Source organism: Halomicrobium urmianum (assembly GCF_020217425.1).
GTDB classification, from domain to species: Archaea; Halobacteriota; Halobacteria; order Halobacteriales; family Haloarculaceae; genus Halomicrobium; species Halomicrobium urmianum.
This window is the reverse complement of record NZ_CP084090.1, coordinates 952,935-971,169: the sequence shown is the minus strand read 5'-3', so window position 1 is coordinate 971,169 and position 18,235 is coordinate 952,935. Positions and strand designations below refer to the sequence as shown.

At 68.9% G+C, this 18,235-nt stretch carries 17 protein-coding genes and 1 tRNA gene; 7 read left to right on the top strand and 11 right to left on the bottom strand.

Annotated features, from left to right (window positions below; genetic code table 11):
• Window positions 1-41: 41 nt before the first annotated feature.
• From LCY71_RS04850 to LCY71_RS04830, 5 genes are all read left to right on the top strand, one after another.
• On the top strand, window positions 42-623 hold the full coding sequence (locus tag LCY71_RS04850) for a hypothetical protein (protein ID WP_225335240.1): 582 nt from the start codon (window positions 42-44) through the stop codon (window positions 621-623).
• The gene (locus tag LCY71_RS04845; RefSeq protein WP_225335239.1) at window positions 616-1,077 is read left to right on the top strand and encodes a response regulator; all 462 of its coding nucleotides are present in this window, start codon (window positions 616-618) and stop codon (window positions 1,075-1,077) included. Before LCY71_RS04850 ends, LCY71_RS04845 begins: the two co-directional genes overlap by 8 nt.
• Window positions 1,067-2,737 (top strand): bacterio-opsin activator domain-containing protein, encoded by a 1,671-nt coding sequence (locus LCY71_RS04840; protein ID WP_225335238.1) that lies wholly within the window; start codon window positions 1,067-1,069, stop codon window positions 2,735-2,737. Before LCY71_RS04845 ends, LCY71_RS04840 begins: the two co-directional genes overlap by 11 nt.
• Before the next feature lie 344 nt (window positions 2,738-3,081).
• The gene (locus tag LCY71_RS04835) at window positions 3,082-3,702 is read left to right on the top strand and encodes a DUF7344 domain-containing protein (protein WP_225335237.1); all 621 of its coding nucleotides are present in this window, start codon (window positions 3,082-3,084) and stop codon (window positions 3,700-3,702) included.
• A gap of 71 nt (window positions 3,703-3,773) precedes the next feature.
• A complete protein-coding gene (locus LCY71_RS04830; protein ID WP_225335236.1) occupies window positions 3,774-4,343 on the top strand; it encodes a metal-dependent hydrolase in 570 nt (189 codons plus the stop codon).
• A 168-nt stretch (window positions 4,344-4,511) separates the two neighbouring features.
• Here LCY71_RS04830 and LCY71_RS04825 read toward each other — a convergent pair whose 3' ends face one another.
• The 6 genes from LCY71_RS04825 to trmY form a co-directional block, all read right to left on the bottom strand.
• Window positions 4,512-5,303, bottom strand: a complete 792-nt coding sequence (locus LCY71_RS04825; RefSeq protein WP_225335235.1) for a class I fructose-bisphosphate aldolase — start codon at window positions 5,301-5,303, stop codon at window positions 4,512-4,514.
• A 145-nt stretch (window positions 5,304-5,448) separates the two neighbouring features.
• Window positions 5,449-5,997: an NUDIX hydrolase gene (locus LCY71_RS04820; protein ID WP_225335234.1), complete on the bottom strand. Its 549-nt coding sequence runs from the start codon at window positions 5,995-5,997 to the stop codon at window positions 5,449-5,451.
• Between the two features lie 38 nt (window positions 5,998-6,035).
• On the bottom strand, window positions 6,036-8,177 hold the full coding sequence (locus tag LCY71_RS04815) for a hypothetical protein (protein ID WP_225335233.1): 2,142 nt from the start codon (window positions 8,175-8,177) through the stop codon (window positions 6,036-6,038).
• A 164-nt stretch (window positions 8,178-8,341) separates the two neighbouring features.
• Window positions 8,342-9,586, bottom strand: a complete 1,245-nt coding sequence (locus tag LCY71_RS04810; protein ID WP_225335232.1) for an outer membrane protein assembly factor BamB family protein — start codon at window positions 9,584-9,586, stop codon at window positions 8,342-8,344.
• Window positions 9,587-9,669: 83 nt separating this feature from the next.
• Complete coding sequence (locus LCY71_RS04805) at window positions 9,670-10,884, bottom strand: RNA-guided endonuclease InsQ/TnpB family protein (protein ID WP_225335231.1); 1,215 nt, start codon at window positions 10,882-10,884, stop codon at window positions 9,670-9,672.
• Window positions 10,885-11,062: 178 nt separating this feature from the next.
• A complete protein-coding gene (trmY, locus tag LCY71_RS04800; protein ID WP_225335230.1) occupies window positions 11,063-11,650 on the bottom strand; it encodes a tRNA (pseudouridine(54)-N(1))-methyltransferase TrmY in 588 nt (195 codons plus the stop codon).
• A gap of 313 nt (window positions 11,651-11,963) precedes the next feature.
• On the opposite strand from trmY, the gene LCY71_RS04795 reads away from it, so the two are divergent.
• Window positions 11,964-13,574: a DUF8593 domain-containing protein gene (locus LCY71_RS04795; RefSeq protein WP_225335229.1), complete on the top strand. Its 1,611-nt coding sequence runs from the start codon at window positions 11,964-11,966 to the stop codon at window positions 13,572-13,574.
• A gap of 240 nt (window positions 13,575-13,814) precedes the next feature.
• A complete protein-coding gene (locus LCY71_RS04790) occupies window positions 13,815-14,672 on the top strand; it encodes a S1 family peptidase (protein WP_225335228.1) in 858 nt (285 codons plus the stop codon).
• Between the two features lie 33 nt (window positions 14,673-14,705).
• Here the strand turns inward: LCY71_RS04790 and LCY71_RS04785 are convergent, their stop codons facing one another.
• The 5 genes from LCY71_RS04785 to LCY71_RS04765 form a co-directional block, all read right to left on the bottom strand.
• Complete coding sequence (locus LCY71_RS04785) at window positions 14,706-15,137, bottom strand: type II toxin-antitoxin system VapC family toxin (RefSeq protein WP_225335227.1); 432 nt, start codon at window positions 15,135-15,137, stop codon at window positions 14,706-14,708.
• The gene (locus LCY71_RS04780; RefSeq protein ID WP_225335226.1) at window positions 15,134-15,391 is read right to left on the bottom strand and encodes a hypothetical protein; all 258 of its coding nucleotides are present in this window, start codon (window positions 15,389-15,391) and stop codon (window positions 15,134-15,136) included. The genes LCY71_RS04785 and LCY71_RS04780 overlap by 4 nt, the downstream gene beginning before the upstream one ends.
• A 264-nt stretch (window positions 15,392-15,655) precedes the next feature.
• Window positions 15,656-15,728 (bottom strand) — tRNA-Pro (locus tag LCY71_RS04775).
• Between the two features lie 557 nt (window positions 15,729-16,285).
• Window positions 16,286-17,269 carry an NAD-dependent epimerase/dehydratase family protein gene (locus LCY71_RS04770; protein ID WP_225335225.1) on the bottom strand — a complete coding sequence of 328 codons (984 nt, stop codon included), beginning with the start codon at window positions 17,267-17,269 and terminating at the stop codon, window positions 16,286-16,288.
• Window positions 17,266-18,234, bottom strand: coding sequence for an NAD-dependent epimerase/dehydratase family protein (locus LCY71_RS04765; RefSeq protein ID WP_225335224.1), 969 nt, complete (start codon window positions 18,232-18,234; stop codon window positions 17,266-17,268). The genes LCY71_RS04770 and LCY71_RS04765 overlap by 4 nt, the downstream gene beginning before the upstream one ends.
• Window position 18,235: the final 1 nt, after the last annotated feature.

Genomic DNA, 18,235 nt, shown 5'->3' with positions numbered 1-18,235 from the left:
GGGTTCGTCCTCGCGAGCGGACGCCGGTCGGCGCTCCGCCGGTGACAGATCGCTTCGGAACCGGGCGCTCGGCGGGGGACGTCGACGGCGTCGCGGCCCCGCGGCCGCACCGGGACCCTCGCGGAGACGACGGCCGAGACGTTTCGTGCGGCCCTCGACGGCAGGGAGCATCGCTCCGACGTCTACCTTCACGGCCGCCGCTCGCGTACGTGCTCCCGGTCGAGGACGACGAGGGGAACATATTCGCAGGCATGATAATGATTCAGGACGTCACCGAACGCACGGAGCACTGGCGGCGACTCGAGTGGTCCGACGAGCGACTGGCGCAGTTCGCGTACGCCGGCTCCCACGACCTGCAGGAACCGTTACGAATGGTATCGAGCTATCTACGCCTCATCGAACAGCGATACACCGACGAACTGGAAGAGAGCGGCAGGGAGTGCATCGAATTCGCGGTCGACGGCTCCGGCCGGATGCGCGAGGGGATCGAGGGCCCGCCCGAGCGTGCCCGCGTCGAGACGCGGGGCGAGCGCCGCGGCGGCGAGAGCAGTATCGGCTCCGAACTCGGCGGAGGGACCACGATAACTTTGACGCTGCCCACCGCAGGTGATGTCCGTGCGTAACGACGATACGGCCACGGCCGACATCCTCCTGGTCGAGGACAACCCCGGCGACGTCCGACTGACACAGGAGGCCTTCGAGGAGGGAGGCATCTCCAACACCCTGCACGTCGCCACCGACGGGGTCGAGGCGCTCGACTTCCTCTACCGGCGGGGCGACCACGCGGACGCCCCGCGACCCGACATCATCCTGCTGGACCTGAACCTCCCCCGGAAGAACGGCGAGGAGGTCCTCGAGGAGATCAACGACGACCCGGACCTGGCCTGTATCCCCGTGATCGTCCTGACGAGTTCGCGGGCCGAGGAGGACGTGGTCCAGTCCTACGAACTGCAGGCCAACGCCTTCCTCACGAAGCCGGTCGACCCCGACGAGTTCATCGACGTCGTCCAGTCGTTCCAGGCGTTCTGGCTCTCGGTCGTCCGACTGCCGCCCTGCGAGGATCGCGATGACGAGTGAGGAACTCGACGTCCTCCTGATCGAGGACAACCCCGGCGACGCGCGGTTGATCGAAGAGATGTTCCGTGAGGCCGAGGCGTTCCTCGAGGGGGTCGACGTCGGGGCCTCGACCGCCGACGGCGCGCGGATCCACCACGAGGACCGACTCTCGGACGGCCTGGATCGGCTGGACGAGACCGGCATCGACGTGATCCTGCTCGACCTGAACCTGCCAGACAGCGCCGGTCTCGAGACGCTGGCGTCCGTGGTCGAGGCGACAGAGTGGATGCCGACCGTCGTGCTGACGGGCCTGCGCGACGAGCAGGTCGGCGTCGAGGCGGTCCAGCGCGGCGCGCAGGACTATCTCGTGAAGGACGAGGTCACCAGCGACCTGCTGGTCCGGTCGGTGTACCACGCCATCGTCCGGAACCGACAGGAGCGCGAGCGGGCCCGCCGCCGCGAGCAGCTCGAGGCGCTGAACCGCCTCAACCGGATCGCGCAGGACGTCGCCCACGCAGTCATCACGACCTCCACCCGGGAGGAGTTAGAGCAGGCCGTCTGCGATCGCCTCGTCGAGTCCGACGCCTACCGCTTCGCCTGGATCGGCGAGGTCGACCGGACGAGCGACCGCGTCGAGCCCCGCGTCGCCGCCGGCGTCGACGCAGGGTACCTCGAGGACGTCACGATCTCTCTCGACGGCGGGATCGCCACGGGGCCGACGGCCAGGGCGATCCAGACCGACGAGGTGCAGGTCATGCAGAACGTCCAGGCCGACCCCGAGTACGAGCCCTGGCGCGAGCAGGCGATCGAGCGGGGCTACCGGTCGTCCGCTGCGGTCCCGATCGTCTACGAGGACATCCGCTACGGCGTGTTGAACATCTACGCGGAGTCGCCCGCCGCGTTCACCGAACCGGAGACGGAGACCCTCTCGCGGCTCGGCGACGTCATCGGCCACGCCATCACCGCCATCGAGCGCAAGGACGCCCTGGTGAGCGACACCGTCCTCGAACTGACGTTCCAGGCCGAGGGGCTGGGCCGGGAACTGGTCTCGCTCACCGCGGACGGCACCGGGTCGATCGCGTTCGACAACCTGATCCGCAGCGACGACGCGCTCATCGCCTACGGCCGGGTCGAGGACGTCGACAGAGAGGCGCTACAGGACGCCGCCGAGCGGGCCGACATGGTCGACGACCTCCGGATCCTCACCCCCGAAGGGGAGGCCTACGAGATCGAGATACTCACTGACGTCGCCGGGTCGCTGGTACAGGCGGTCAGTACGCACGGCGGCCGGCTCACGACCGCGTCCATCGACGACGGCGAGCTCAGCTTCATCGTCCAGTTCCCGCCGGGCCGGGACAAGCGCCAGCTGATCGAGCTCGTCGAGGAGCACTGCCCCGCGGCGACGAACACCGCCCAGCAGACCGTCGAACAGCCCGACCGCGACGTGGTCGGGTCCAACGCCGTCCTCGAGGAGCGGCTCACCGAGAAGCAGCGCACCGCTCTGGAGGCCGCCTACTTCGCCGGCCTGTTCGACTGGCCGCGCAAGTCCACCGGTCAGGAGGTCGCCGACCGCCTCGGGGTCACGGCGCCGACGTTCACCCAGCACCTCCGGGCGGCCGAACAGAAGTTCTTCGACGCCGTCTTCGAGGACAGCGAGGACGACGAACCGAACCCGGTCTAACCCTCGGATACGGTCCGTAGGCCGACTATAGCGCCCGTGAAATCCGACACTACGGCCCTCACGGCGACGCGCTCCCCCGCGGCGACCGCGTCGTGCCCCGGGCGCGCGCGGCGTCGCTCGATCGGCTCGTCGCCGCCGCACGCCCCGCGTAGCAGAACGTTACGCGCGCCGCGGACCGCGTTAGCCCGGGTGATCACGGGCGCCCGGTCGGCGCGGCCCCCGGCGAATAGTTGCGTCGTGGTGGCCACCTGTTTACCAGGCTCGGACAGTTTGTCTACGTTTCAGAGCCGATCTAACATTTTTGGAGATGGGCACTTCCCCCGGGGTATCTAAGGAAGAATTAGATGAGCACACTCCGACCCAGCCGCGAGAAAGAGTTCGATACCGGATATTTCGACTGCCTTACCGACGGTCGCCGCCGTGGAGCGCTCACCGTCCTCCTCGACGAGGTCGGCGTCACCAGCGAGCGGGCGCTGGCGCGCCGCCTGGCCGCCGCCGAGCGGGACACGACGCCCCAGTCCGTCGACGACGATGCCATCACGACCGTCCGCACGAGCCTGCGCCACGTCCACCTCCCGAAGCTCGACGACGCCGGGCTGGTCGACTGGGACGCGGACGACGGCACCGTCGCGGCCACCGATCACCCGCTGCTGTCGGATCCGCAGTTCCGCAGCATCGTCGAGACGGACGTCGACGGCTGGGACGACGTCGTCGCCGGCCTCGCGGACCAGCGCCGCCGCGACGCCCTCGTCGTCCTGGCGTCCGAGGAGGAGCTCTCCCGCGACCGCCTCGCCGAGGTGCTCGCCGCGCGCGACCAGGACGACCTGGCCCTGCAGCTCCACCACGTCCACCTCCCGAAGCTCGACGACGCCGGCCTGATCGACTACGACCCGGACGAGGGAACCGCCGTCTACCGCGGCCACCCCGAACTCCCGGCCGTCGACGGGCTGCACCTCGCCGAGTGACGCCGAGCCGACCGTCGAGGTAGTATCACCGACGCGAAAGGGTCAAGGCCGTGCCCCGCCCCGCAACGGGTATGTGGCCGTGGGGACACGCCGCCGTCGGGTACCTGCTGTACTCGCTGCTGGCCCGGTCTAGCGGGCGCGTTCCGTCGTCTGCGTCGGTCGTCGCGCTCGCGCTGGGCACGCAGTTCCCGGACCTGATCGACAAACCGCTGGGCTGGACGTTCGGCCTCCTCCCCGCGGGCCGATCGCTCGCGCACTCGCTGTTCGCCCTCCTCGCAGTCAGCGCCGTCGCCGTCGGGCTCGCTCGCCGGTACGGGCGGCCCGAACTCGGCGTCGCCTTCGGCGTCGGCGCCGTCTCGCACACCTTTGCGGACGGGCTCTACGCTACCGTCACCGGCCAGTACGCCGACCTCTCCTACCTCGCGTGGCCGGTCCTGCCGGCGCCCGTCTCCGAGGTCGAAAAGAGCTTCCTCGCCCACGTCGTGCTGCTGGAGTTCAACTGGCACTTCGCGCTCGAGCTGGTGCTGGTCGCCCTCGCGGCCGCCCTGTGGCTGCGGGACGGTCGCCCCGGCCTCGACCTCGTCGAGTCGGTCCTCGGCGTGGACGGCCGCGCCGCCGAGGAGCCGGAGTCCGGCGACTGACGGCGCTGTCGCTCCCCGGGTCGCGTCGCACCGGAAAACGGCGGGCGGAGGGCGGCCAGTTCGCCGAGGCCCACGGTGAGCGGCAGCCCTCCACGTGAGATGCTCCCACGCCGATTACCTTATCATTTTTCGTTATAACCAGGGATTTCCGCCGGGACGAAAGCGCCGTCAGTCCCAGGCCGCGTCGACGTTGGCGCCCTCGTGGACGACCTCCCGGAGCGCGGCGGTCGTCGCAGCGGGGTCGTCGGACTGCCAGACGGAGCGGCCGATGATCGGTCCGCGGGCGCCGGCGGCGACGGCCTCGCTCACGTCCTCGAGCATCGCCCGCGTCGATCCCGAGGCCGGGCCGCCGAGGACGGTCACCGGCACCGGCGAATTGTCGACGAGGTCGGCGAACGCGTCCGGCTCGCCCGTGTAGGGCGCTTTCAGCACGTCGGCGCCGGACTCCCAGGCGATCCGGCACGCGTTCGCGGCGTAGTCGTGGTCGGTCGCCAGCTCGTCCGGGACCCGACTGCCCCACTGGACGGGCTCGACGATCAGCGGGACGCCCGTGCCGCGCAGTTCGCGTGACAGCCGGGCGACCGCCTCGAGGTTGCGCTCGAACAGGCGCTCGTCCTCCCGGCCGAACACGAGCACGACCTTCACGCCGACCGGGTCCACCGCCAGCAGTTCGTCGACATCGAACGACTGGGTCCAGACGTCCATCCCCTCGTCGTGGCCCGGCCGCGTCGAGAAGGACACGACGTCGCCCGTCACCAGCACGTCCACGTCGCTCAGGCGCTCCTCGTAGTGGCGCGCGAAGTGGGGTCCCACGAGCACCCCGTCGGGCTCGCCCGCGAGCACCGCGTCGAGCGTCTCGTCGGGGTCCTCGAACCCCTCGACCGCGCCCATCCCGAGGCCGTGGTCCAGCGCCACGACGACGGCGTTACCGGACTCCGTGTCGAACAGATCGTAGGTCACGCCCCTCACGACGAAGCGATCCGTTAAGCTGGTTTCGGGTCAGCGGACCGAGGTCTCCCGTTCCGCTCCGTGCCGGTCAGGCAGCTCCGAAGCGCACCCGGGCCGCACGGCAAGTGCTTTCCGGCGGACTGGCGGCCGGTTCCCGCTACTCCCGGCGTCCGAACAGCTCGTAGTACAGCACCCCGATCATCGTCCGGCCGTCGCGGAGGTCGCCGTCGCGGGCGGCGGCCAGTAGCTCGTCCAGCGTCGTCTCGTCGGTCCGGATCGACTCGTCGTCGTCGAGGTCCTGCTCGGCCGTGGGCGCGCAGCCGCGGGCGACGTAGTAGTGGAAGACGGCGTCGGCGAACCCGTTGGCCGGCTCGATCGTGGTGAGGTGCTCGACCGCGTCGGCCTCGTAGCCCGTCTCCTCGGCGAGCTCGCGGTGAGCCGCCGCCTCGGGGTCCTCCTCGCCCTCGATGCTCCCGGCGGGCAGGGCGCGGTTGACCCGCTCGACGGCTTGCCGCCACTCCTCGATGACCACCACGTCGTCGTCGGGCGTCAGCGGCAAGATTACGACGCTCTCGCCCTCGGCGAGGTAGTCGAACGCCGCCTCGGTGCCGTCGGGCAGCCGGACGTCCTGGTTGACGATGTCGAATCCCTCGCAGGTGTAGGCCGTCCGCGCCGCCAGCGTCTCCCAGGCCAAGTCGTCGGTCATGCGCGAGAGGAGTCGCGGTAGCGGAAAAAAGCGAGCGATTACGACAGCTTCTCGGCGGCGGTCGCCTGCTCGGTCCGCCGGTCGACCTGCTGCAACCGCCGGTCGACCGCAGCCGCAATGGGGTCCGGGAGGGCCGTGGCGGCCCGCTCCAGGTTCTCCGCGACCCGGTCGAGCCCTTCGCGGGCCCGCTCCAGGGACGCTTCGGCACCGGCGCGGTCGCCGTCCCGTGCGCGCTGTGTGGCCCGGTCGGCCCGCTGCCCGACGGCGTCGAGCGCGCGGACCAGTCCACGCACCGCGTTCCCGCGGCCCTCGACGTCGGCGTCGTCCAGCAGCGCCTCGATTTCGTCGCGGGTCTCTGCGCTGACGGCCGCGACGTACGAGGACAGCGAGGCCGTCCCCGTCTCGGGGCGGTCGATCCGAACGGTCTCCGCTCGCTCGACCCCGCGCTGGTCGCCGCCGTCGCTCTCTCCCGCGTCGTCGTCCTCGCCGTCGCCGCCGTCGCCGGGGCCGGACGCGTCGGGTGTGACCCGGAACGCGCCCACCTCGTCGTCGGCGTCGCGCACCTCGGCGGTGTAGGCGCCGCCGCGGTGGACGTACACCGCGTCGGGGCCGTCGATCGGCGCGTCGTACAGCCGCCCGGCGAAGTCGTCCTCGACGGCCAGGCGGTCGAGGTCGGCCTCGGCGCCGTCGGCGTCGACCTCCAGTTTCATGGCCGCCTCGCGGGCGACCAGCGGGACTTCGCCGTCGACGCCGGCCGCGGTGGCGCCGTCGGCGACGGTCACCGACTCGCTGTGGGGTGCCAGGCCCGCACCGTTGATCGTCAGTCGGTGCTCGCCCTCGGAGACGCCCTGCGCGAGGGCCACGCCGCGGAACGTCGGGATCGCCTCCGGGTCGCTCTCCAGGAGCGCGACGGTCTCGACGGGCGTCGACTGCGTCGTCAGCCCCTCGCCGTCCGGGGCGTCGTCGCTCTCGACGGCCTGCCTGATCGACGCGACGACGGCGCTGCCGCCGCCGACGTCCGCGATCGCGTCGTAGCGGTCGGCGAGCTCCCGGCGGTGGAGCGGGTCGGTGATATCGGCGGCGGGGTTCTCGTAGCGGGCCTGGTTCCAGGGCTCCCCGGCGGTCGTGATGTGGCCGGCGACCGCGTCCTCGACGAACTCCGGCACGGCGAACTCGAAGCTCAGCTGCGGCCCGGTGAAGGCCGAGAGGTGCTCCAGTTCGGCCGTCGGGACGAGGTCGTAGGCGACGTCGGCGCCGTCGTCGCGGTCGGCGCGGCCGAAGACCAGCCCCGTGGAACGCCGGGGGAGGTCGGTCGGCGGTCGAGAGAGCGCGTCGAACGACCGGACGGTCAGCGCCGAGGGGACCAGGTCGCTGCGGTCGACGTCGGGGAGCCGGTCGTGCTCGTACAGCGGCGCGCCGTCGAGCTCGGGCACGACGTAGGGGAGGTGCGCCCCTTCGTCTCGGGGGAGCCCGTAGGCGGCCGGGAAGTCCTCGACGGAGGGGACGCCCTCGAGGGCGCTGTTGGTGATGTCCGCCAGCACGTCCTCGCCGGGAAGTCGCCGGAAGCGGTCCGGCTGCTCGTTCAGCGACAGCGCACTGGAGTGCGAGCCCAGTTCCGGGAGGACCCGCGGGACCGACCGCTCCGGGTCGAGGTACTCGTTGTTCGGTACCGACCGCGAGTGCGAGCTGGCGACGAACAGCCGGGGCGCGTCGCTCTCGAGGTCGACGAAGACGTGCAGCACCTCCCAGTCGTGCCAGTGGAAGTTGGCCGTGAACTGGTCGAACGCGGAGTAGAACCAGTACTGGACGACGGCGAGCGGCGAGTCCTCGTAGCGGACGGCGTTGTAGAACGCCGTGGGCTCCGGCGGCGACTCGGGGTCGAACGCCGCGGCGTAGTCGTTCAGGGCAGCGAACCCGTCGACGACCGTCTCCCCGTCCCGGTCGTGCTCGAAGGGGCGGGGATCAGTCGGAAACCACCGCTCGTCCGCGTCGAAGTACAGCACGGGCGCGAATCGCTCCGCCAGGTCCCGCGCCCACTCGTCGTCGAGGTCGCCGGTCGTCGCGTCGCCGGCCGCGGCGTCGCCGCCGGGGACCGAACAGCCGGCCAGCCCGGCGCCCGCGCCGGCGACAGCGCTCAGGAGCGCGCGCCGTCCGAGCGTAGCGGGATCCGATCCGCTCACGCGCAGACACCTCTGCGCGGCCGCCGGCGTACCGGCGCGTCTGCTGGGGTCGACCGTCGGTCGGGTCCGTCGTCGGTCACGTCCCGCTCCAACCGATCACGGGGGATATCTCTTCTGGCACGCGCCGACGCCCCGGCACCGGAGCCGGGCCGCCGCGGCGCGGCTCACTCGTCGGCGACGACGCGGTAGAGCCCGCCGCTGGGGCCGGAACCGTCCTCGAGGTAGTCCTCCGTCGCCCGCGTGGCGAAGTAGACGGCGTCGTCGGTGACGAGGGGCGTGCTCGTGACGATGCCGTCGGCCGCGACGGACCACGCCTCTGCGCCCCTCTCGCGGTCGATCGCGTAGAGGTGCTCGTCGTAGGACCCGACGAGGACGTGGTCCGCAGTGACCGTGGGACACCCGATGATCGACCCGCCGGTGCCGAACGACCACTGCTCCTCGCCGCTGTCGGCGTCCAGCGCGTACAGGCGCGAGTCGTGGGCGCCGACGTAGACGGTCCCCGAGTCCGGGTCGACGCTCGGACCGGACATCACCGAGCGGTCGGCCTCGAACGACCACTCCTCGCTGCCGTCGTCGAGGGCGACCCGGTAGATCCGGTCGTCCCACGAGCCGAAGAAGGCGCCGCCGTCGTACGTCGCCACGGGCCCCTTGATCGGGTCAGCGGTCTCGAAGCGCCACTGGAACGCGCGGTCGGAGCGCGACCACGCGTAGAGGTCGCCGTCGTTGGCCCCCACGACGATCCGGTCGGCCTCGGGATCGATAGCGGCCGTCGAGTGGGGATGGTCGGTGACCCGCTGGTCGTCCCACTCGACCTCGCCGGTGACCGCGTCCAGCGCGAACATCGCGCCGCTGGGGTCGTAGTACTCGACCGCGACGTACACCGTCCCGTCGAGGTAGCCCGGGCTGGAGCCGATGGCGTCGCCGACCTGCGTGCGCCAGTAGCGGTCGCCGCTCGCCAGGTCGAAGGCGTACGTCGCGCCGTCGTAGGCGCCGACGTACACCGCGCCGTTGGCGATCGCTGGCGTGCCGTGGATCCCGCGGCCGTCCCTGGCCTCCGTCGACGCCGTCCAGACCTCCTCGCCCGCAGGCGTCACGCGAGTCACTGCGCCGTCGTCGCCGGGAACGATCACGTCACCGTCGGGCGTCGGGACGGGACTGGCCTTCGCCGCCGTGTGCTCGCCCGTGTTGACGTCCGCGAGCCGCCAGTCGACCGCCACGGCGTCCGGCGCGCTCCGGTCGACGTACACGCCCCGCCGCTTCGGGCTCCCCCGGAACTGCCAGTCGGCCGTCTCCGCCGGCGGGTCGTCCGGCGCTCCACCGAGCGTCCGGAGGTCGCCGACGCAGCCGGTCAGCGAGGGTGTCGCGGCCACGCCCATGGCCCCCAGAAACCCGCGTCGCGTCTGGTCCATGCGGGCCGCACGCCCCGGCGGCACTTCAATCACCTACCCCGGCGTTCACGCCGGGGTTTGTCAGTGAACTCCCGGTCTATCCACTATACCGTGGAAGGCGAGTAGTCGCCGTTCCCGCTCAGCGTTCCCGACTTCAGGGCGAGGTGATGGGTCGCCCCTCCAGAACCAGACTTACGCCGGTTCTGGAGATACTTGTATGCGATGTTGCGTGCCGCGTTGTAGTCTGCGTGGAGTTCTTTGCCGCACTTCTGACAGCAAAACGCATCGCCGTTGCGGTTGTCCCCGTGAGTGAACCCGCACGCCGAGTGACTACACCGCTGACTCGTGTACGCTGGATTCACCGTTTCGACGGTGATTCCCTCGGCTCGGGCTTTGTAGTTAGTCTGGCGTCGCAACTCGCGGAACGCCCATTGCTGGAACTTTGAAGCGTCCGAAATCCGGTCGCGGATGCCAGCTAAGTCCTCAAACACGATGGTCGTACAACCGTGTGCGACGGCCTCTCGAACCAGTCGCTTTGACGCCCGGTGTAAGAAGTCTTCAGACCACCGGGCGAACCTATCTCCAATGGACTGGATGGTGAGATGGGCGCTTCGCGTGCCCCGCTGTTGGAGGTGGGCGCGGCGGCGCTCGTACTCACGGCGCTCGTGGTTGAGCCAGTCGGTGTTGCCGATGAATGCACCGGTACTCGTGACTGCAAGATACCCATCCACGTTCGTATCGACGCCGAGAACTGTTCGGTTCTCGGCCTCTCCCTGCGGGTCATCACGCTCTTGAACGACGGTGACGTGGAGGTAGTAGGTATCCTCGGGGTGGTCGTAGCGGAGTTTCGCGCCTTTCTTCTCCCACTCGTCGCCGTCCATGTACTCCGCCTGAATCGAGTCCTCAGGGTAGACGTACTCAGCGTGGACGCGCCCCCCATAGGCGGCCAGCGAACAGTACCCGTCGAAGTAACTGATGGCGTTGGTGTTGTAAACGGTGGTGTTCGATGTGAAGACGGGTTTGGACGTTCGCTCGCCGTCTTTCATCTTCTCGACGCACGTCGAGAGGGCATCTGCGGCGTGGTTGACCGCACCCACGCACAGGTCCGAATGTAAGTCGGTGTCAGCGCGTATCTCGTCGTAGACGAGGGGTTGAAGATGGGAGCGCGACGTAATCACGTAGTCGTCGTCGTCACCGTCCCACCCTCGGTCCACGAACCGCTGTGCGGCGTCCCGAAACGTGTTCATGGTCCGTTTTAGGTCGTCACTACGGTCTTCGGGAACGGCAAGTTTCACGACGGCGGTACGTCGCAACTCCATCTATATGCCACGTGTGGAGCTATCTATATAAATATTCAGAGGTTAGTCGAATGAAATTGATTGCTTGCGGAGACAGTCTTACGCGATTCCCGCCCGCCGTGAACCGCGGGACTCCCTCGCTGAATTAGGTGGTGTCCCGGTGCGGAGCGCGAGCCGAGCGGGGCGAGCGGCTGTGCTGTCAGTACTCGGAGAACCCGTCCGTGTCGAGGTAGTTGTGCGCGACCGTGATCGCGTGGTCGGCGTGGATGGCCCGCGGCCCCAGCGAGACGCACCGATCGGCGCGCTCGTCGACGAGGGCGGCCTCCTCGTCGGTCAGGTCGCGTTCGTCAGAGAGCACGAAGACGGGGTCGTCGGGCGGGTCGATCCCGGCGACGCCGTCGCCGTTCTCGTGGAGACGCAAGACGGTCCCGCCGGCGTCGTCGAGGACGGCCGCGAGGTCGCGCCGGGAGATAGACACGCCCGGCGTCGTCTCCGCCGCGACGTGTCCGATGGCCTCCTCGCGGTCCTCCAGGGCGGTCCGGACCAGCGCCGCCGTCGAGCGCTCGTCCGGGTTCAGCCCCTGGAGCTCGCTCCCCTCGAAGTGGACCGCGTACTCGCCGTCGAGCACGAGGTGGACGCGGACGTCCTCCCGGATGCCGTGCGAGAGGACGAACCCCGCGGTGACGCAGCGGGCGAGCAGGTCCAGTCGACCGGCACCGGTCAGGTCGCCCAGCGAGAACTCCGGGGTCGTCGGGACGTCGTGCCCGACGACGACGAACTGTCGCATGCCACCGACTACGGGCGGGGGCACTTAAGCGAATGTCGTCTCCACCGAGCGACTCGTCCCGCGTGACGCGCGCCCTCTGCCGGCGCTTCGTCGCTCCCGACGCCGGCCCCGGTGTCACACCTTCCCGCCGAGGGACATCCCCCCGGACGCCGGGAACGCGCTGGAGCGTCCCCGAGCGAGGTCCTCCGGCGCAGTTCGGTGACCTTACGCGAACACAGCCCCCGGCTAACGAAGTCTCAGGCCTCGAAACGCCAGATTACCGGCAAAACGATGGCCGTGTTTATGCGATAGACGGCCGTAAATGTCAACGCCTATGGCTGACGACGATTACGCGGAAGAGCGGCGTATCTCGCGGGACAGGAACACGATCAGGGACTGGTCCGACCAACACGGTTACGTACCGGTGCGACACCGAGACCGGGACGACGTCACACTCGTCTCCGAAGACAGGATGGAGGAGGACCACGAGCGCCTCGACTGGGACGACTTCCACAGTCACCTCGACGAGGAGGAGCGCGTCGTCACCCACGACGAGGCGGCCGACGAGCCGCTCGAAGTGACGGACCACACCACGGCGGCCGACCAGGTCGGGATCGAGCGCGAGGAGCTCCAGAATCGGCTTCTCGAGGGCGAGGTCGTGACGACGCAGATCGAGGAGACCACCGTCGTCGAGACGGTCGTCGTCGAGGAGGCCAGCCTCGAGAGCGAACTGATCGACACGGAGATCGTCGACGACCAGATCGCCGACGTCGAACTGCTCGAACGTACCTGCACCGGCTGTGACGTGGTCGAATCCGGCCGGATGGAGAACGAGGACTGGTTCGATCGAGACCGGTTCCTCACGTCGCTCCGCGACTCGCGCGACTACGAGTCCCGGACTCTCGTGGACGACGACACGATGCGGACGTCCGGTACGACGGACGACGAGGCGATGGGGACGTCCGGTACGATGGACGACGACACGATGCGGACGTCCGATACAATGGACGACGAGGCGATGGCGACCGACGAAACGACGGACGACGACGTGGTGGAGACCGACGAGACCACCACGACCGGGACCACCGCGACCGACCTGGAGGAGTCCCGGGTCGAGCGCGAGTTCCCCTACGACGTCGAGCTGGACGTGCAGGAGTCCTGGGCGGTCCAGCGGGAGATCACCGAGCGCTACACCGTCGAGAGCCGCATCGCGGACACGCACGTCTCCGAGGCCGACACCATCGAGGACCACGACATCGACATCGAGGGGCTCCAGCGCTCCATCGTCGAGCAGGGCCTCATCGGCCAGGCCGAGGAGCGCGACCCCGACGAGATCCTCTCGCAGTGCCAGATCCGGTCGGAGTACCGCGAGGGCGACACGGTCCACACGCAGTTCGAGCGCACGCGGCTCGTCGAGGACGAGGTCGCCGACGAGATGCGCGTCTACGCCGACGCGACGGCCGCCGACCTTCAGGCCATGGACGTCGCCTTCGAGGAGGAGCGCGTGACCGACACCACGGAGGACACTGCCATGACGACCGAGACGGAGACGGAGACGGAATCCGTCGACGAGGTCGGCTCCGACCCGGACGACGTCGAGATGGACGACACGGCCGACAGCGACGTCGAGTCGATGGGCACGGAGTCGACCGGCCGGACGGCCGGCGCCATGACCCTCTCGGAGGGCGACGTCGGAAAGGAAGTCGTGGACGCCACCGGCGCGACCGTCGGCGAGGTGACGCGGGTCACCGCCGACGGCAACGAGATGTTCGTCGACGCCCACCACGGCATCGGCGACCGCATCAAGTCCGCGCTCAACTGGGGCAGCCAGGACGACGAGGACTACGCCATCTACGCCAGCCAGGTCGAGGACGTCGACGACGACCGGATCCGGCTGAAGGGCCACGAGGAACTCGACGAGGCCCACACCGACGACCGGACGTAGGCCACCCGGGGACGACGCTGCCGTCCCGATCGACGCACACCGTCGCTCTCCCGTTCCCGCGGTGGCGATCCGTTCTCCCGCTTCAGTTCCTGATAGTCGCGCCCGCAGCTATTTATCGGGGGACGCGTTTTGCCGCTCCCATGGACAGACCCACCAGACGGGACGTGCTCTCGGTCGGTTCGTCGGGGGCTCCTCGTCAGCGTCGCCGGGTGTACCGCGCTGGACGACGCTGGAGAGGCGATGTCGGACGCCGAGACTGACGCGACGCCGGACGCCGAGGCGTCGCGGGAGGAACTCCGAGAGAAGATTCAGCAGCAGCGCGAGCGCATCGCGGCCCTCGAGGCGCGCCTCGACGAGCGCGCGACCAGGATCGACGAACTGGAGTCGCGACTGGAGGACGGGGAGGGGGAAGAAGCGGACGGAGGGGGAGGCGACGCCGGCGCCGCTGGATTCGACGCGTCGACGCTGGAGCGGGCCGAGGGACTGGTCGACCGGGTCAGGAAGAGCGTCGTGGTGAGCGTCGTCGACCGCGACCGCGGCCGCTCGACCGGGACGGCGTGGTTCGTCGACGACCGGACGCTAGTGAGCACCGGTCACGGCGCAAGCGAGGCCGACCGGCTCACCTGCTGGCGTCCCGACGGCACCTCCTTCGAGGCCCGCCCCGTCGACTCGATCCACGGCGAGTTCCACGGACACCCGCACGTCGACCTGAGCGTCCTCGCGGCCGACGCCGACGGCCGGCCGCTCCCGACCGGATCCGCCTCGTCGCTGTCCCGCGACCAGCCGCTGTTGCAGGTCGGACACCCCAACTTCGTCGGCAACTGGATCCCCTCGCTCGGGCGCTTCGTCGACACCCACGACTTCTACGGCCTGCGTTCGACCGTCCCGACCCTCTCGGGGAACAGCGGCTCCCCGCTGGTGACGCTGGACGGGACCGCCGTCGGCCTGACGACGGGCGAGGCCCCGCGCGAGCAGTCCCACGACCGCGGCGAGGCCCCGTCGGTCGGCCCCGCCGACATCCGGACCTCCTTCGCCGACGCGAGCTACGCGACCCACGTGCCCGGCGACGTCGTCGAGGCGTTCGTCGAGCAGCCGTGATCGGAGAGGAAACCGTGACGTACGGACGACAGTCTAGAGCGATTTCGGGTCCGTCCTATCGACGACGCCATCGAAATCGTCGTCGAAGCTCAGGACGGTATCGACGTCGTGACGCTCAGCGAGGACGACTGTCGTCGCGTCAGTGAAGCTAATTTGCTGGTCGTCGTACGTCTCGAAGGCATCCACTGTGTCATCGAAGACGGACGGAGTCACGAACAGCGTCTCGTACACGTCCGGCAACGATCCGGCACCCCGTAACCGTCGACCGACGTCGAGAGCGTTCGTCGTCGATCCCGTCCGCTTGAGCGTTCGTGTCACCGTCTCGTCGTAGACGTAGTCGCTGATAAACGGCTGTCCGAGTTCGCGATCAAATACGATGTCGAGCGCCGCGTCGGCCGTCTCGTGGCGGTTCGCATCTTCGTCGTGATACGCGTACAGCACGCCGGTGTCCACGAGAACGGTCATCCGTACAGGACGCCGTCCACGTCGTCTTCTTCCGTCTCGACGCCTGACTTGAACTGGCCGTCCCGCATGGCCGCCTTCTCCTCCTCGGTCAGCGGAACGGTCGACGAACGGAACGAATCGACGAACCCCGATTTGGACTCGTAGGCGTCCTCGACCAGTCGTTCGAGTATCTCCTGCTGAGTGACGTTCGTACCGGTCCGAAGCCGGATTTCCGCTTGTAGCTCTTCGAGGTGGGACTTCGTCTCCTCGTCCATCTTGACGGCAGTGGCCGTGCTTGCGAGTAGAGTACGAAACTGAATTAGGGTTTCTACTGCTGATCCGCCGCTAGATTGACTGGGGAAATCGTGGCCGGTGGTCAGTTCTTCAGGGAGTGCTCCTGCTCGATTCTGTAATTACGATCCCTGCAACCGCTGACCCCGGCTGTGAACCGCCTCGGCCTGCTTTTTATGTAGATCGGTTCAGACCGTCGCTGTGCTACGACGCACAGCAACGGCTCGTCGTCAGAAGGTGTGGAAAAGTGGGCCGGCGCAGATTCGAACTGCGGTTACGGCCACCCGAAGGCCGAAGGATACCAAGCTACCCCACCGGCCCGCGGCGGTAGCAAATAGTCGAATGGGAGGGTGAGTTTTAACGGTTCCGGATTGGAAAGGCGTCCCGGCGCAGTCGGTCTATCTTGACACAGCGAGAGAATCCCGCCGTTCACGGCGGGCGTGCATCGCGTACACTCGATGCCGCAAACCACCGGACTATGGCCGGCTGGAACCCCACCGTTTAGTATTTCCCCCGACGTCAGTTCACACACGGGTTCCGCCGGTTCCCGCCGTCGGCACGCGGCGGGAACCGGGTCGCATTCCACCCATGTCTGCGGTGCCCTGCAAGCCCGGGTGATGGGTTGCCCCCGAGAAGGTGTGACCAGGGCCGGTGGATGTGCCGCAAGGCACGACCGCCACGGAGAGAGCCCTGTCGAGAAACCGCGGGGCAATGACTCGGTGGCGGATGGGTGCCCCCGTGACAGGGCCACAGGACGCTCCCGAGCGAGGGTCGAAACCCGCCCCGCCGACCTCAGGAGAGTCAGTCCTGAAACCGACCGGTTGCAGGCCGGGTTCCCTCTGTGAAGGGAAGCCGCGCCGTTTACGGCGCGGAGGATGTCACTCTGACAGTAGCCGTCGCACGGTTTCCTCGACGCTCCGCTCCGGTTGCCAGCCCAGTTTCTCCCGCGCCTCGGTCGTGTCCACCGTGAAGGACTCGACGAGCGTCTCGTCGTCGCCGCGGGGGTTCTCGACCAGGGTGACGTCCACGTCGACGCCAGTCTGTTCGGCCGCGACGTCGCGCACGAGTTCGGCGACCGTGTGGACGCTCGGGTCTTCGTCGCTGGCGACCTCGTACTTCTCGACGCCGGTCTCGCCGGCCTCGAGTTGCTCGACGAGCCGTTCGGCGCTACGGACGTAGGCCCGGGCCACGTCGATCACGTGGACGAAGTTGCGCGACTGCGTGCCGGGCTCGTAGACGGTCAGGTCCTCGCCGGCGCGGGCCCGGTCGACGAAGAAGTTGATGACCGTCCCCTTCGAGACCGCGGTGCCGTCGACCGCGTGGGAGCCGTAGAGGTTGGAGATCATGTAGAGGTGCGCGGGGAAGGCCCCGTCGGCGAAGTCCTCGATGGCTCGCTCGGAGAGGAGCTTCGTCCGGCCGTACCAGTTCATGGGGTCGCGCGGCTGGTCGACCGTGATGGGGAACTCCTGCGGGTCGCCGAGGACGGCCATCGAGAAGGGGAAGACGAGGGCGGCACCGGTCTTCCGACAGAACCAGGCGACGTTGTTCGTCCCCTCGACGTTGACCTCGTAGGCGAGGTCCGAGTTCTCCTCGCAGTCGTCGACGCCGCTGATCGCGGCCAGGTGCATGACGACATCCGCGCCGTCGAGGGCCTCTTCGAGCCGGTCGCGGTTGCGGATGTCGACGTGGTCGATGTCGAGGTCCCCGATCGACCGGACCTTGCCCCGGTAGAAGTTGTCCAGAGCCGTGATCTCCCAGTCGGGATGGGCCTCCTGCAGTTCGCGCACGACGCGACTCCCGATGTAGCCTGCTGCGCCGGTGACGGCGACGCGCGCGTTCGTGGTGTCTGTCGTTGCTGTCATTCGTGAACCTCCCGCTGTCTCCGGTGTCGCTGCGGGTCGGTGAACTGCTCCGCGAGGTCGCGGACGCCCTCCTCGAGCGTCCACTCGGTCTCGAAGCCGGTGTCGTCCAGGCGGTCGAAGTTGACGTGGTAGGAGGGGCCGGGGTGTTCGTCCTCCAGGTAGGTGAGGTCGACGGGGCCGACCTCCTCGCGGACGATATTTGCGATCTCCTCGATGCGGTAGTTGGCGTCGTTGCTGCCGACGTTGTAGACCAGCTGCGGCCAGTCCTCGGGCGCGAGGGCGGCCTGCTGGTAGGCGCGGGCGGCGTCCTCGACGTGGACGAACGGCCGCCAGTTCGAGCCGTCGCCATAGACGGTCAGCGCGCGGCCGGTGAGTGCGCGGAAGACGAAGTAGTTCACCACGAGGTTGAACCGGACGCCCGGCGAGAAGCCGTAGTTGGTGCTCATCCGCAGGGCCGTCCCGCGCATGTCGTGGTCCTCGCAGTACTCCGCCAGCAGGGACTCGGCCCGTAGCTTGGTCTCCGCGTAGGGGTTGATCGGGTCCGGCTCGACGGTCTCGTCGATGTCCCGGCTCGTGGCGCGGCCGTAGACGTTGCACGAGGAGGCCAGCACGACGTCGTCGACGCCGAACTTGCCCGCGGCCTTCAGGACATTCTCCGTGCCGTCCAGGTTGACCGCGAAGGTCTCCTCGCGGCGGTCGTGCGTGCTGGCCGCGCCCGTGATAGCCGCGAGGTGGATCACCGCGTCGACGTCCCGCGCGGCGCTCTCGACGTCGCCGTACTCGCGGACGTCGCCGTTCCGGAACGCCAGGGCGTCGCCGAGCGTCCCGAGGAGGGCTCGCGGGGACCCGGAGTCGAGGCTGTCGAGGACGACCACGCGGTCGACGCGGTCGTCGTCGCGCAGCCGGGGGAGCAGCGCGCTCCCGATGTACCCGCAGGCGCCCGTGACCAGGACGTCCTTGGTCATC